The sequence below is a fragment of the Nocardia transvalensis NBRC 15921 genome (genome assembly GCF_000308875.1).
In the GTDB taxonomy this organism is placed as follows: Bacteria; Actinomycetota; Actinomycetes; order Mycobacteriales; family Mycobacteriaceae; genus Nocardia; species Nocardia transvalensis.
Genome location: NZ_BAGL01000114.1, coordinates 1 through 14,242, shown reverse-complemented (window position 1 = coordinate 14,242; position 14,242 = coordinate 1). Strand labels below are relative to the sequence as shown.

Below are 14,242 nucleotides of genomic sequence, written 5' to 3'. Positions count from 1 at the left end.
CGGTAACACTCCCTTGCTCTGGGTCGGCGCGCCGCTGGCGCCCGAGGGCCGGGGATTCTGGGCCAAGCTGGAAGGTTTCAATCCCGGCGGGATGAAGGACCGCCCCGCCCTGCACATGGTGCGGCGGGCGCGCGAGCGCGGCACCCTGACGCCGGGCGCGCGCATCATCGAATCCAGCAGCGGCACACTGGGTCTGGGACTCGCGCTGGCGGGCATGGTGTACGGGCATCCGGTCACGGTGGTGACCGACCCCGGCCTGGAGCCGATCGTCGCGCGGATGCTGACCGCCTACGGTGCCCGGGTGGAACTGGTGACCGAACCACACCCGGTCGGCGGCTGGCAGCAGGCGCGGCGCGACCGCGTGCGAGAACTGCTCGCGCGCGAACCCGGCTCGTGGTGCCCCGATCAGTACAACAATCCCGACAACGTCGAGGGCTACGCGTCGCTGGCCCTCGAACTGATCGAACAGCTCGGCGGCGTGGACGTGCTGGTGTGCGCGGTCGGCACCGGCGGGCATTCGGCCGGGGTGGCGCGGGTACTGCGGCGTGTCGAACCCGGGCTGCGGCTGATCGGCGTCGACACGATCTCCTCGACGATCTTCGGCCAGCCCGCGGGCCCGCGGCTCATGCGCGGGCTCGGCTCGAGCATCCACCCGAGCAATGTCGACTACGCAGCCTTCGACGAAATCCATTGGGTGGCACCGGGGGAGGCGGTCCGGATCTGCCGCACCCTGGCCGCCACCCACCATGCCAGCGGCGGCTGGAGCGTCGGGGCCGTCGGGCTGGTCGCGGGCTGGGCCGCCCGCACCCACGATGCCGGGACCCGCGTCGTCGCGGTCTTCCCCGACGGTCCGCATCGCTACTTCGACACCGTCTACAACGACGCCTACTGCGCCGAGCACGGGCTGCTCGACGCCGAGCTGCCGTCCGAACCGGACGTCCTCGCGTATCCCGCGCAACGGGTGGCGCGGTCGTGGACGCGCTGCGCCACCGTCGTCGACCCGCGCGCGATCGCGGCCGACACGGAACGGGGGCGGTGAGCGTGCTGCGCACATTCCGTGGCTTCGACCCGGCGGCGCGGCTGCTGATGGTCAACCAGTTCGGCATCAACCTCGGTTTCTACCTGCTGATGCCCTATCTGGCCGGATACCTGTCCGGCCCACTGGGTTTGGCGGCGTGGGCGGTCGGGCTCGTGCTGGGGGTCCGCAACTTCTCCCAGCAGGGGATGTTCCTGATCGGCGGGACGCTCGCCGACCGGCTCGGCTACAAACCTCTCATCGTCGCCGGATGCCTGTTGCGCACGGCCGGATTCGGGTTGCTCGTCGTCGCCACCTCGCTGCCCGCGCTGCTGATCGCCTCGGCGGCAACCGGATTCGCGGGCGCGCTGTTCAATCCGGCGGTGCGGGCCTATCTGGCCGCGGACGCCGGGGAGCGCCGGGTGGAGGCCTTCGCGGTGTTCAACATCTTCTATCAGGCGGGCATCCTGGCGGGACCGCTGGTGGGACTCGCGTTGCTGGCGTTGGACTTCCGGGTCGCCGCGGCAGTGGCCGCGGTGGTGTTCGCCGCGCTCACGGTCGCGCAGCTGTTCGCGCTGCCGGCCCGGCGGGCGGACGAACCCGCCGAGCGCCCGTCGGTGCTCGCCGAGTGGCGCACGGTGGTGGCGAACCGCCGGTTCGTGGCGTTCGCGGCCGCGATGATCGGCTCGTACGTGCTGTCGTTCCAGGTGTATCTGGCGCTGCCGCTGCAGGCCGCGCACCTCGCCCCCGCGCGGGCGCAGGCGGTGACCTCGGCCGTCTTCGTCGTCTCCGGCGTGGTCGCCGTGGCCGGGCAGCTGCGCGTCACCGCGTGGTTCCGATCGCGCTGGGGGACCGGCCGCGGTCTCGTCGCGGGCACGGTCCTGCTGGCGCTGGCCTTCCTGCCGCTCGCCGCGGCGCCCGGGCCGCACCCGTTCGGGACCGCGACGGCCATTGCGGCACTGCTGATTTCGGCGGCGATCCTGGCGGTCGGCGCCGCGGCGGTCTTCCCGTTCGAGATGGAGACGGTCGTCGCGCTGTCGGGCGACCGCCTCGTCGCCACCCACTACGGGTTCTACAACACCGTCGTAGGGGTCGGCATCCTGGCCGGGAACCTAGGCACCGGCGCCGTGGTGGGCGCCGCCCGGGCGGCCGGCGCGGACGCGGCGGTCTGGCTGGGACTGACGGCCATCGGCGCGGTGGCGGCGATCGCCCTGTACAGGCTCGACCGGGCCGGACGGGTGCGTTCCGCCGCACTCGCCGGCGCCCGGCCCTGATCGCTGCCGGGTGGTATGTCCGACTGGTCGGTATTCGGGATTCCGACCGCCCTGTTGCGTCACAGAACGGTTCCGCGACATCTACACTGACGCGGTTCGCGGGGGAACGTTCTAGGCTGGAATGAAGGCTCTGGATTCCGAAGGCTAATGCCGTGGCAGTAGGGAGCACATGGACATCACGAAGGCGCCGCAGCCGGAGTACCGGCAGGCCCGCTTCGCCGATCTCGAGGCCATCGCGGCCATCGAGGCGGAGGTCTTCGCCGAGCCGTACCTGTATCTGATGCTGCGGCAGCTGTTCGACCTGCACGGCAGCGAGTGGCTGGTGGCCGAGGTGGACGGCGTGCCGATCGGCTACGCGCTGACGCTGCAGAAGGCGGGGCGCGCACTACTGTTCACCTTCGCGGTGGACAAGGAGCATCAGGGGCTCGGCTTCGGCCGGGCCCTGCTCGATCGTGCGATGCAGGTGTGCCGCGAACTGGGCACCGACGTGATGTACCTGACCGTGCGCCCCGACAACCAGTCGGCGAGCAACCTGTTCAAACGGGCCGGATTCGAATTCGTCTCGCACGACGAGCGGTACTTCGGCCCGGGCGAGCCGCGCGATCTGTTCGAATTCCGGCTGCGCGACTGAGGTCCGGATCCGCGTCCATGCCTGATATGCAGTCGTTCGTCGCCTCCGTCTCTACCCGGATCGCCAGGCGCGCAGCGGAATACGCGGCAGAGGTGGACCGCGACGAGGTCCCCGAACAGGCGGCGCTGGACGCGTTCACCACGCACGTCGAGGTGATCCTCACCGGATACGACCCGCCGAGCGTCCGCCGCCGGTCCGACGGGCTGGTCTTCGTCCACCTGTACGCCGCCGCCCGGCACCCGAAGCCCGACGAGGAGGGCTGGCGGGTGCCGAGCGCCGTCCTGGCCGCGCTCCTGGCGGCCGAGGTCGAGTTCCGCGGGCCACTGCGGCTGAGCACCCGCCAGAACGCCCTGCTCGCCGAGGAATACGAGCGGCTGGGCGCGCAGCTGTGGGATCTGCGGCTGTACGCGCACGCGGCCCTGGCGTTCCGCCGGGCGGTCGCGCTGTACCGGATGAACGAGGACGACGACGGCGAGGACCGGTGCGGGCTGCGGCTGGCGCGCTCGCGCACCCGCGCGCTGCCGCGAGGTTGGCGGCGCTGGGCGGGGCAGCTGTCCTACGTGTCGTGCGGCCACGGATTCCGGCCCTCGTGGCTGCTCGGCTGGGTCGCGGTGCAGCTGGTGCTGTTCACGATCGCCGGTCTGTTGCTGAGCGGCAGCCCGTCGCCCACCACGATCGTCTACATGACGGCCACCAGCTTCCTGAACCCGCAGGGGCAGGGCGATACCGCGGGCCTGCACGCCGCGGCGCGGCCGCTGTTCGCGGTGGAGTCGTGGGCCGGCGTGGTGTCGATGTCGGTGTTCTTCGCGCTGCTGGTGCGCAAGTGGTTCCGGATGTAGCTACCAGTCCGGATCGAACACCTTGTGCCGCAACGCGTCCAGGGTCGCGACCGCGATACTGTCGCGCAGCCGGGCCACCAGGGTATTCCACTGCCGGGAGAAACCCGGATCGGTCTGCAGGTCCTTCCACAGCGCGCGCAGTTCGGCGGGCGTGTGCGCCCCCGGCATCCACAGCTCGGGCAGATGTTCCAGCGCCGGGGCGAGGATATCGATCCGCTCGCGGCTGTTCGAGGCGAACCGGTCCGCCTCGTCCAGGGCGGCGGCGAGCACCGTCAGCAGCCAGTCGTGTGCGGCCAGATCCTCGCAGAACCGTTGTGCCGCCGGGAGATCCGTCTCCTTGCGCACCGTCAGCCGGACCGAGCGGACGCTGTCGTCGGCGAGATGCAGATCGGCCGAGGGCGCGGTGGCGCCGCCGATGCCGGCGGTCCAGCGCAGCCGCGTGGTGCCCGCCCGCACCGGCGGATTCTGATCCAGGCTGGCGTCGGCGCGGATGCGGGCCAGCAGGCGTTCGCTGATCGAGGCCAGATCGAGGATGTCGCCGTCGGCGGGACCGTCGAGATATCCGTCGGCGAGCGCGGTCTCGGCCGTATCGCGGTCGGGCAGGCGGCTGAGGACCTCCGTGACGCCCTTCTGACTGACATAGTGCGACCAGGTCTGGCGGCGCCGGTCGGCGGCCCGCACCACGCGCGTCCGCGCCGAGGACTGCAACACCCGGCCGCCGGCCAGCACGATGCTGGTCGCGACCGTGCCCACGATGCGCGCGGTCCGCGCGCCCAGCGCCAGCTCGCAGTCGACGCCGACGGCGGTGGTCGGGGAGACGGCGAGCGTGCCCGGCCGCTCCCGCCAGCGCACCGCACGGCCCGGCATCAGCGCCAGCAGTTCACCGGCCTCCGCCCGCGACAGGGCGGAGGCCGACGGTAGTAGGCAGGTGCGGACCTCGCCCAGCACGATCAGCGGGGACGGCATCTCAGGCCCCGTCGAGCAGCAGGTGGGACAGCCGGTCGCTGATCTTGCGCGGCACCGTCACCGGGACCTCGTCGGCGGCGCCGCCTGCGATGATCTGCGCCACCACGTCGTCGTCCAGGTCCAGGTGGTCGAGCACCAGCCGCACCGCGTGCTCGATGCCGATGTAGCGCTTGGGCAGCATCGACAGGGTCTGATAGGCCGCGAACGGCGCGGCGTCCGGGGCGAGCTGCACCACCGGCGGCACCTCGTGCCACCGGCGCGGCCACGGCTCGCCGCGCCACGGCTGCGGATCCACCACGGCCGCACCGTGATACCGCAGCATCCCCAGCCGCAGCAGATGCCACACCGCGGCCAGGAACGGGCACGACCACCGGGTCGTCGTCACCCCGTTCTCGACGTGCGTACTCCACAGCTGGACGTCGAGGAAGACCGAATGCTCGCGCCGCCCGAACTCCTCCGGCGGCTGATAGGCGCGCCCGCGCATGGCCTGTGCCGGTTCGTGTTCCGAGGACCGGCGGCCGTTGCACAGCCACCCCGACTCCGCCGTGGGAGGGCGGCGGCCGGTATCGGGCGGCGCCGGCTCGGCCACGATCCGCGCCGCCACCATCTCCGCCACGGGAATCGGCTCGCCGAGTGGCACGCCGTCCACGAACTCCGAGGTCTGCCAGCAGCCGGATTCGCGGGCGAGATAGTCGATGGCCAAGCCGGTCTCGTCGGCGGCGGCCAGCAGCTTGTCGAGCACCTCCGCGGGATCGGTGTCGGGCTGGAAGTAGTCGTCGATCAGGTAGCAGGTGCTGACCCGCGCGCCCGGACCGAACTGCACCCGCGCCGATTCGACGAACGCCGACACCAGCGGCACGATCCGGCGGAACTCGGCCTTCACCCGGTCGATATCGCCGGTGATGTCGTTGAGATAGAAGTGGCCGACCTCGATAGACAAGTGCGACAACGGAACCGACGCGATCCACGGCTGTTCCGACGCCTCGCTGTATCCCCGCGTATCCCGCATCTAGAGCCTCTCCCAGGTGGCGGTGTCGACGAGGCGGCGCGCCAGTTCGGTGTAGGCGCGCGCGGTCTCGGCATTGGCGATGTGGGCGTTGACGTCGCTGTCGAGGATGAGCTGCTCGCGCCACTGCAGCACCGGCTCCATCGGGGTGGCGCCGAGGACCGCGGTGGAACCGAGCCGGCTGGTGGTGGCGAGGCGGCGCAGGGCGGCGTCCTGCTCCTGCAACCAGGCCGCCTGCGCGGCGCGCTGGGCGGTGAGATGCGAGTTGGCGGCGGGTACGGCGGTGCGCACGTAGCGCAGCGATCCGAGCAGCTCCTCCTCGTTGTGACCGCATTCGGCGCCGGTGCGCAGCAGCCCGTGCGGTCCGTGCACCAGGCCCGACGCGGCCAGGATGTGCTGGCGGGTCCAGCGATGGAAGATCAGCCAGCGCGGGGTGCTGCGCCGCAGCTGCGGCAGAGCCGTTGCCTGGAGGGCGATTTCGAGCGCCACCGACCGCCCCGCGCTCAGATCGACGACCACCACGCGGAATTCCTGCTCCAGCGCCACGAGCAGTTCGGCGCAGCGCGTCACCACGGCGTCGTCGGCCGTCAGGAACTCCGCGCCGCCCTCGTCGCCCGGGAACAACACCAGCCGCCCGGACCGGGGACCGGTGCGCTTGAGTTCCGCCCGGTCGGTGGCCGTGCCGACGTCGACGCGGGTGGCGGTACCGGTCCCGCCGAGCAGATAGGAGTGGATGCCGCGCGGCCCGCCCTCCGGCAGCCCGCGCTCCACCGCGCTGATCTCGAACAGCGCTCCGGCCGTGGGGGATCCGAAGTCGAAGTCGACGTAGGCGACATTGCGGCCGGACATGCACAGCCGGTGGGCGATGTTGCAGCTCGTCACCGAGCGCCCGGTACCGCCCTTGTCGGAGGTGGAGAACACCAGCACCGTGCCGTCCTCACCGCGTCGCGTCCTGGCGCGCGTACGCCAGTTCGTCCAGCTGGATCAATGCCTGGGTGGCGAGGCCGTAGGCGGTTCCGGGGCGCTCGCGCAGCACCCGGCGGGCGCGGTCGAGCGATTGCCGGATCCGGTTGACGGCCTCCTGTTTCGGCGACAGGTCGTCGCCCTCGACCTCGAGCTCCTCCTGATTGAGCAGGTGCTCGGCCTCGCTCAGCAGATCGACCGCGCGGGACACCATGGTCTGCGGCGCCAGCGGCGGCCGCTCGAAGGTGCCGTAGGCGATGACCAGCGACTCCATCACGCGCTCGGTGACGAACCAGGACGGGCCCTCGGGCGCGGTGAATCCGTTGCCGAGCAGCCACGCGGTGTCGTCCCACAGCCCCGCGGCCGGACCGTTGCGCAGCATGCCGCGGTCGAGGTGATCCATGGCCGCCTCGACCAGGCCCATCAGCTGGTCGCGGGTGCCGACGTCGGTGCGCAGGCGCGCGGCCTCCAGACAGCGCTTGAGCATCAGCGTCGCGAAATCGGGGACGTGCCATTGCAATTGGGGGCCGCCGTCGACGTCCTCGCTACCGGACAGGCGTAGTCGCACGCCCGGATAGTGCAGGACCGCGGCCGGATCGTCGGTGGTCAGCCGGCTGGTGATGCGCCCGCGGCGGGCGAGCCGGTCGAAGACGGCGACCGTACGCTCCAGGTCCTCGGTGCTCTCGCGGTAGACCAGGTCCTGGATGAGCATGGCGGTGACCGCCAGGCTGAAGTAGTCGGACTCCTCGCCGTCGGAGGTGCGCCAGGGGATGTCCTCCAGCGGCCAGCGGGTGCCGCCGAAGCGGGCCACGGTCGACCAGTAGTCGCGGGTGATCTCGAAGCGCAGCTGCAGCGCGTCGGCCAGTTTGCGCTGTTCGTCGCTCAGCAGGTCCAGCTCCCGGATGCGCTGCGACGACAGGTCGATGATGCCGTCCAGCGCGACCGCGGTGAAGTACAGGTAGGGCCGGGGTTCCGCGCTGCCGCGGACGGTGCCGATATGGCCCTGCACGAATTCGATCGGCTCGGCCGTGGTCACCACGCCCCAGCCCCACCCGCATTCGAACAGCCGGTCGTCGTCGGCGACGTCGACATCGGCGGTCTGGCTGAGTTTGACCTCGTTGGCGGCCTGGACGCGCAGCTGCTCCATGCGCCCCGACAGCCGCTGGATGAAATCGTCGGAAGGGGCCCGGCTCTGGTTGAGCATGCGCAGAATGGACTGTCCCTCGGGGGACTTCGGGTCCGGCGTGTGGATGACGAAGCTGCGGACCAGACCCGCCATGGCGGCCGTGAGCCGCACTCCGACCCGCTCGATCAGCACCGGGATCCGGTCGCGCAGTTGCCGCGCCTCCCGCCGGACCTCGCCGCCGACGAAGCGCTCGAAGCCGCGCAGGAACCGCAGCGCCGCGATGCACAGGCTCAGCGACATCGAGTAGGAGTCGACGACCTCGAGGTCGCGCTGCGCCGCGGTGGGCGGGCGGCTCTCGCTGGAGTGCAGATAGCTGCCGGCGGCGAAGACGGGCTGATCGTCCACGGTATAGCGCGCCAGATAGTCCTCGAGCAGCGTGACCAGGACGCCGCCGATGCGCGTCTCCTCGCCGAACGGGGCGAGGGCGGAGCGGGCGTCGGAGGCCATCTCGTTCGGCTGGTCGAGGGCGAACGCGCTGATCGCCGTCGCCGGATACAGCAGGCACAGCAACTGTTCGGCGTCGCTGATGGAGTTGGCGCCGTCGCGCCCGCCCCAGATCCACTCCCCGTCGCGATAGGAGTAGGCGAGTACCGCCCGCCACAGATCGAGCAGCTGTTGCCGCGGCCGAACCCTCATGTGTGCCTGCCCTCGCCCCCGCGTCCGGCCGTCGTCGCCGAACGTCGTCACTGTAGAGTGTGCCCCGAGAACGTTCGCCAGTCTACGGAAAATGGCGAGGTCGTTGTTTGCCGTCGAATAGCCTGTGAGGCAAACGATTCGATCCACACATCCGATAACCCGCATGCGCGACCATCGGCGGAATGGAGTCGGAGGCAATGACATCGGAGTCCCCACAACCGTTCCCGGACCTCGAACCGTACGCCCACGGCCTCCTCGACGTCGGTGACGGCAACCGGATCTATTGGGAGACAAGCGGAAACCCGGACGGCCGGCCCGCGCTGGTGGTGCACGGCGGTCCGGGCAGCGGCGGCGCCCGCCACCCGCGTCGGCTGTTCGACCCGGACGTCTACCGCATCGTCCTGTTCGATCAGCGCGGCTGCGGGCAGAGCGTGCCGCACGCGTCGGATCCGGCGGTCGGGCTGGCGGCCAACACCACCGAGCACCTGATCGCCGATATGGAGCGGCTGCGCGTGGCGCTGGACGTCGATCGCTGGCTGCTGTACGGCGGATCCTGGGGTTCGACCCTGATCCTCGCCTATGCGCAACGCCACCCGGACCGGGTCCGGGGCATCGTGCTGGCCGGCGTGACCACGACCCGGCGTGAGGAGATCGACTGGCTGTATCACGGGCTGGCCCGGCTGCTGCCGGACGCGTGGGAGGCCTTTCGCGACGGCGTCTCGCCCGCCGACCGGGACGGCGATCTGGTGCGGGCGTACGCGCGGCTGGTGGAGGATCCGGACCCGGCCGTGCGAATGCGGGCCGCGCGCGACTGGTGCGCCTGGGAGGACGCGGTCATCGCGCACGAAAAACTGGGCCGCCCAGGGCATTACAGCGCCCAGGACGACGCGCGGATGCTCGCCATGGTGCGGATCTGCACGCACTACTTCTCGCACGGTGCGTGGCTGGCGGACGGTCAGCTGCTGCGGGACGCGGGACGGCTCGCGGGCATTCCGGGCATCCTCATGCACGGCCGGCTCGATCTGTCGGGGCCGCTGGGCACCGCCTGGGAGCTGGCGAAGGTGTGGGCGGACGCGCGGCTGCGGATCGTCGAGGACTCCGGGCACACCGGCAGTCCGGACATGGGGCGTGAGATCCTGCTCGCGCTGCGCGAATTCGGCCGGTAGGCCGCGCTAGGGTGGGGCCCATGGAGCTGAAGACGGTGGCCGGTCCGGTGGTGCGCGGGTTCAACGCGGGGGTGGTCGCGCTGACCCGGGTCCCCGTGCTGGGGCCGCTCATGGGGAAGAGTTTCGTGCGGATCAGCTATGTGGGCCGCAAATCCGGCAAGACCTTCAGCACCCCGGTGAACTACCGGCGGTCCGGGGACGAGTACGTCATCGGTGTCGCCCTGCCGGACCGGAAGTCCTGGTGGCGGAACTTCCTCGGCGCGGGCGGGCCGATCACGCTGCATCTCGCCGAGGGCGACCGGACCGGTCACGCATCGGCGGTCCGGGACGAGCGCGGCCGCGTCACGGTGCGCGTCCGCCTCGACGCGGCGAGCTGACCGGCGGGCGCGCCGGAGGAGTTGTGACGGCGCCCGAGCGGCGCCCCCCACCGTTGGTGAATTGCCCCGCCCGGGGTGCGGTACACGGGCGACGCGCCTACAGTTGTCGATGCGCAAGATTGTTGCTTCCACGGTCGCAGGGGGACCGGGCACAGTGCCCGCGCGGGGCGGGCACCTGCCGTGGATACGCGAGATCCCTGATTACGTCGGTGGGAATCGGATATCGATCGCTTCAGTTGTGATCGAATTCGTTGTTGCGCACCCCGTGATGGAAGGCGTCGAGCTCGTTCTGGTCGAAGACGAGTTCGACGCCGTCCACCGGTTGCGGCGTGGCAGCGCGAAAAACGTAGTGGCCGTCGGTGCGGTGCACGACCACCAGTGGTGACCGCGTATCGGTGCCACGCACGGCGCTCTGGATAGCGTCGAACTGTTCATCGGTGAACAGCAGCAGTTCGTCGGCCGACAGCGTGGAGGCCGGGGTGGTGCGGTCGGTGGCGCGCTTGTCGTCCCAGACCGCGGTCCAGCCCTGCTTACGCGCGACACGTACACAGTTCTGGTTCGGCGAGCTGGCGCTCGCCTTGCGGAATTCGCCCGCGGTGAAGGTAGGTAGCAGCGTCATTGGTGGTGCCTTTCTACGGAGTAAAGCTACAGACACACGGATATCGCGATTCGCGCGTCTGCTGTGTACCTATGGCTTGTAGCCAACCGCGGCGAAATTACACGGCCGTGCCGGATCTCGCGGATCGGCCTGCTGCTCGGGACGCCAGTCCGGGGCGTAGACGATGCCGGGCTCGACCAGTTCCAGGCCGTCGTAGAAGGCCGCGAAGTCGTCGCGGCTGCGCACGGTGACCGGATCGGAGGTCTCTTTGTACAGATCGGCGACAGCGGCGATGCGCTCTTTCAGTTCGGCGGACGCGTCGTCGGCGGAAACGTGGCTCATGGCCACGAAACTGCCGGAGGGTAGCCGGTTGCGCAGGTATGCCATCAGGTCGTACGGGCGGTCGCTGTCGGGCACGAAGGGCCAGACGCTGACGATCAACAGCCCGAGCGGCTCCTCGAAATCGATCAGCCGGCGGGTGTCGGCGTGATCGAGGATCAGCTCGGGGACGCGCAGATCGGCCTCGACGGCGGCGGTGGCGCCGAGCGCGTTCTCTTCCAGCAGCGCCTCGTGCGCGAGATCGACTGCCTCCGTGTCGTTGTCGACGTAGACCACCCGGGCGCCGCGGTCCATCGACCGGCTCACCTCGTGGGTACTGCCGGCGGTCGGCAGCCCGGCGCCGATGTCGAGGAACTGCCGGATGCCCTGTCCCACCATGTATCTCACCGACCGCTGCAGGAATTCGCGGTTGTGCCGTGCCCACGTGTCGGCGTACGGGTAGACGCGGAATACGCGCTCGCCGAAGGCCTTGTCCGTCTCGGAGACCGCCTCGCCGGACAGGTAGTAGTGGTACATCCGGGCGGCCGACGGCCGGACGGCATCGCCCTCGCGGGACTCGAAGTCGGTCACGGCAACCCCCAATTCCTCGGTGGTGACGGACGATCCGTCACGTCATGAACGTCTTGCGGCGGTACGAGCGCGCGACATGCTGGATGAAGGTGCGGGAGTCCTCGGCGCTCAGCGCGGCGGCCGACAACCGCGACCACACCGTCTCGCGCGCGGTGACGGCGGGCTTGTCGTCGATGTAGCGGATATCGCCCTGGCTCTCCACGATGGCCATGTCCAGATCGCCGGCGGCGCCCGGCGACGGCACCCGCACCAGGGTGAACCGGTCCTCCATGCCCGCGCCGCGGGTGGTGACCGTGAACGGCAGCACCTGCAGCAGTATGTTGGACCGCTTGGACAGCGTCAGCAGGTGTTCGAGCTGCTCGACCATGACCTCGCGGCCGCCGTACTCGCGGCGCAGGCACGATTCGGACAGGATCGCGCGGTATTCCGGCGAGCGGGGATCGACCAGGATCTCCTGCCGGGCCAGGCGCGCCTGCACCGAATCCTCGATGGAGACGGTGTCGGGTTCCTCGTCGGCGGGGTTCTCGGGCTCGTGCAGGGCGCGGATGTAGGACTCGCACTGGATGAGTCCGGGCATGATCTCGGCCTCGGCGACGCGCAGCAGACCGGCGTGCGCCTCCAGATCGACCAGCAGCCGCAGATCCTCGATATAGGCCCGGCGGAACCCGGTGTTCCAGAAGCCGCGCTTGTGGTTGTCGCGGCGTAGTTCCTTGATGGTGTCGAGGTAGCCCGGATCGGTGAAGCCGAGTTCGGTGGCCAACCGCTCCAGATCGCCGACCGTGATGGAGCCGGCGCCGTTGGTGAGCATGGCGATCCGGCTCTGACTGGTCTCGATGATCTTGGCCGCGTCGCTCTGGCTGAGGCCGGCCGTATTGATCATGTGTTCGATCTCGCGGCCCAGCAACAGCTTCCGCGCCGTGCGTAATCGCGTGCCCATGATGGTTGACGTCCGGCCGAGCCGAGACGCGTGAACCCCTTCCGCCCCAACCTCTTTCGCTATCGTGATAATCACGCTAGCATCTATCACGTTCAGAGTATCACGTTTTCAGTATCAAGCGGGCGTCGCCGGAGGTTTCGGCAGCGTCCGGCTGGAGGGGGAGTCGATGACGACTACCACGGAAAGGCGTTCCGCGCCTTGCCTATCCGGCGAGGGCGGACCGCACTGCGAGGTGGACGGCGAGCTGACCGACACCGTCGCTCGCCGGATCCTCGGCGCCGAGCACGCGGCATCGTGCGCCCGGTGGCTCGCCGCGGCGGCCTACCTGTCGGCCGGACTGGACGACGACTGATCATGCGCGCGGGTCGGAGTCTGCTGTGACGGCGGTGGTGGCGGTGATCGTGGTGTTCGTCTCGGTGATCGCGCTGTCGGTGGCCGCGGTGCGGCCGGGCGACCGCGCGGCGAGCGAGACCGACGACGGGGCCCCGGCGCCCGTTTCCGGAGGAGACACAATGGACGTGTCCGTTTGGCCGATCGGCTGGCCACACGAGGCCCCGGACGAGCCCCTGTCGGTGAGCGAGGCGCATCTGGTCATGCAGCGTCATCGTTCCTGCCGGCGCGAGGAGTGCCCGCGCAAGCGCGCGGCGTATCAGACGCTGGTGTCGGAGGGCCGGCTCAAACCCGATTCCGGGCGGGTGTACTGACTCCGCCGTTGGGAGATGTCACAACGGCGACCGGCCGTCGTTCGGAGGTTTGTGTCAAGCCGTCCGGAGCGCTCGTCAATGCCGCCCGTGCCCATTACTTTCGGTGCTGCGAAGGGGAGGCGGCGCACGGAAGGAGCGCGATGCGAGGCAACGATTCCGGATCCGATCCGAAATCGGTCATGCGCCTGGGTTTCGAACTCGCGATCGTGCTGCTGGACGCGACGGAGGCGGTCGCCACCCAGGCCCTCGAGCGGCTGGAGGTCGCCGCGGGCGACTGGGCGCGCGACGGAGTGCCCATAGATACCGTGCAACACGCGATCCACCGCGGGGTGAAGGTCAGCCTGGACCGGATCGATCCCACCGGCGAGCGCGGCTGCGCCGACCGCGCCTTCCTGGTCGACATGCTCGACCTGCTCACCTCCACCGTCTCGCGCGCCTACGTCGCCGCGATCCAGGACCCGTAGCGGCCCTCATTTCCACTCTCACCCGCGGTAGCTGCGATCTGTTCGCTGCTTTCCGCTCTCATGTGCTGAAACTGCGATCTATTTCGCTGCTTTCCCACTTCACCTGCTGTAACTCCGTGCGACGAGTGCGGAGCGGAGGTACCAGAGGCCGCTGGCTTGGGTGGGGTCGAAGCCGGTGAGTTGGCCGATGCGTTTGAGGCGGTAGTCGACGGTGTTGGTGTGGACGTGGAGGAGTCGGGCGGTGCGTTGGCGGTTGAGGTTGTGGGCGATGTGGGTTTGGAGGGTGTCGAGGAGTTCGGGGTGGTGGTCGAGGGGGTCGAGGAGGCTGCCGAGGTATTCGCGGCCGGGTCCGGGGCGGGTGAGTTGGTATTCGAGGGCGAGGTCGTCGAAGCGGTAGAGGGCGGGTTCGCTGTGGAGGCGGGCGACCATGTCGAGGAGTTGGTGGGCTTGGTCGGCGGCGGTGGGGATGGTGTCGGTTCCGGTGGTGACGATGGTGGCGGTGATGGGGACGCGGGCGGCGGTGGAGAGGTGGGTGGTGAGGGTGTCGAGGTCGGCGGGGGTGTGGTGGTGT

Annotated in this window: 17 protein-coding genes; 9 read left to right on the top strand and 8 right to left on the bottom strand. The window is 70.0% G+C overall.

Going from position 1 to position 14,242, the window contains the following annotated elements; all coding sequences use genetic code 11:
- From ON41_RS30885 to ON41_RS30870, 4 genes are all read left to right on the top strand, one after another.
- The coding region (locus tag ON41_RS30885) for a PLP-dependent cysteine synthase family protein (protein ID WP_040751650.1) at positions 1-1,039 on the top strand (1,039 nt) is incomplete at its 5' end.
- Positions 1,036-2,289, top strand: a complete 1,254-nt coding sequence (locus ON41_RS30880) for an MFS transporter (protein ID WP_040751648.1) — start codon at positions 1,036-1,038, stop codon at positions 2,287-2,289. The genes ON41_RS30885 and ON41_RS30880, both read left to right, overlap by 4 nt.
- A 169-nt stretch (positions 2,290-2,458) precedes the next feature.
- Complete coding sequence (locus ON41_RS30875; protein WP_051162843.1) at positions 2,459-2,920, top strand: GNAT family N-acetyltransferase; 462 nt, start codon at positions 2,459-2,461, stop codon at positions 2,918-2,920.
- Positions 2,921-2,937: 17 nt separating this feature from the next.
- The gene (locus ON41_RS30870; protein WP_157185671.1) at positions 2,938-3,759 is read left to right on the top strand and encodes a hypothetical protein; all 822 of its coding nucleotides are present in this window, start codon (positions 2,938-2,940) and stop codon (positions 3,757-3,759) included.
- On the opposite strand, the gene ON41_RS30865 is transcribed toward ON41_RS30870, so the two are convergent.
- The 4 genes from ON41_RS30865 to ON41_RS30850 are packed head-to-tail and all read right to left on the bottom strand — an operon-like array spanning position 3,760 to position 8,516.
- Entirely contained in the window at positions 3,760-4,725 is a 966-nt protein-coding gene (locus ON41_RS30865; protein WP_040751646.1) for an SCO2521 family protein, read from the bottom strand. It abuts the gene before it with no gap.
- A gap of 1 nt (position 4,726) precedes the next feature.
- Complete coding sequence (locus ON41_RS30860; RefSeq protein WP_040751645.1) at positions 4,727-5,734, bottom strand: SCO2522 family protein; 1,008 nt, start codon at positions 5,732-5,734, stop codon at positions 4,727-4,729.
- Positions 5,735-6,658 carry an SCO2523 family variant P-loop protein gene (locus ON41_RS30855; protein ID WP_040751644.1) on the bottom strand — a complete coding sequence of 308 codons (924 nt, stop codon included), beginning with the start codon at positions 6,656-6,658 and terminating at the stop codon, positions 5,735-5,737. It lies immediately after the preceding gene.
- A gap of 10 nt (positions 6,659-6,668) precedes the next feature.
- Positions 6,669-8,516: an SCO2524 family protein gene (locus ON41_RS30850; protein WP_040751642.1), complete on the bottom strand. Its 1,848-nt coding sequence runs from the start codon at positions 8,514-8,516 to the stop codon at positions 6,669-6,671.
- Between the two features lie 197 nt (positions 8,517-8,713).
- Between ON41_RS30850 and pip the strand changes: the two genes are divergently transcribed.
- Positions 8,714-9,682, top strand: coding sequence for a prolyl aminopeptidase (gene pip, locus ON41_RS30845; RefSeq protein ID WP_085995860.1), 969 nt, complete (start codon positions 8,714-8,716; stop codon positions 9,680-9,682).
- A 20-nt stretch (positions 9,683-9,702) separates the two neighbouring features.
- Entirely contained in the window at positions 9,703-10,059 is a 357-nt protein-coding gene (locus ON41_RS30840; RefSeq protein ID WP_040751640.1) for a nitroreductase/quinone reductase family protein, read from the top strand.
- 232 nt (positions 10,060-10,291) lie between these two features.
- Here the strand turns inward: ON41_RS30840 and ON41_RS30835 are convergent, their stop codons facing one another.
- The 3 genes from ON41_RS30835 to ON41_RS30825 all read right to left on the bottom strand — a co-directional run bounded on the left by ON41_RS30835 (position 10,292) and on the right by ON41_RS30825 (position 12,503).
- Positions 10,292-10,678, bottom strand: coding sequence for a DUF397 domain-containing protein (locus ON41_RS30835; RefSeq protein ID WP_040751639.1), 387 nt, complete (start codon positions 10,676-10,678; stop codon positions 10,292-10,294).
- Between the two features lie 69 nt (positions 10,679-10,747).
- Positions 10,748-11,566, bottom strand: coding sequence for an SAM-dependent methyltransferase (locus tag ON41_RS30830; protein ID WP_040751638.1), 819 nt, complete (start codon positions 11,564-11,566; stop codon positions 10,748-10,750).
- 37 nt (positions 11,567-11,603) lie between these two features.
- On the bottom strand, positions 11,604-12,503 hold the full coding sequence (locus ON41_RS30825) for a helix-turn-helix domain-containing protein (protein WP_040751636.1): 900 nt from the start codon (positions 12,501-12,503) through the stop codon (positions 11,604-11,606).
- A gap of 166 nt (positions 12,504-12,669) precedes the next feature.
- On the opposite strand from ON41_RS30825, the gene ON41_RS41915 reads away from it, so the two are divergent.
- The 3 genes from ON41_RS41915 (at position 12,670) to ON41_RS30815 (ending at position 13,671) form a co-directional block, all read left to right on the top strand.
- On the top strand, positions 12,670-12,855 hold the full coding sequence (locus ON41_RS41915) for a hypothetical protein (protein ID WP_157185670.1): 186 nt from the start codon (positions 12,670-12,672) through the stop codon (positions 12,853-12,855).
- Between the two features lie 25 nt (positions 12,856-12,880).
- A complete protein-coding gene (locus ON41_RS30820) occupies positions 12,881-13,207 on the top strand; it encodes a hypothetical protein (protein ID WP_040751635.1) in 327 nt (108 codons plus the stop codon).
- A gap of 140 nt (positions 13,208-13,347) precedes the next feature.
- Complete coding sequence (locus ON41_RS30815; protein ID WP_040751634.1) at positions 13,348-13,671, top strand: RsbRD N-terminal domain-containing protein; 324 nt, start codon at positions 13,348-13,350, stop codon at positions 13,669-13,671.
- 99 nt (positions 13,672-13,770) lie between these two features.
- Here ON41_RS30815 and ON41_RS30810 read toward each other — a convergent pair.
- Positions 13,771-14,242, bottom strand: a 472-nt coding sequence (locus tag ON41_RS30810; protein ID WP_040751633.1) for a PucR family transcriptional regulator, incomplete at its 5' end; no start/stop codon positions are given.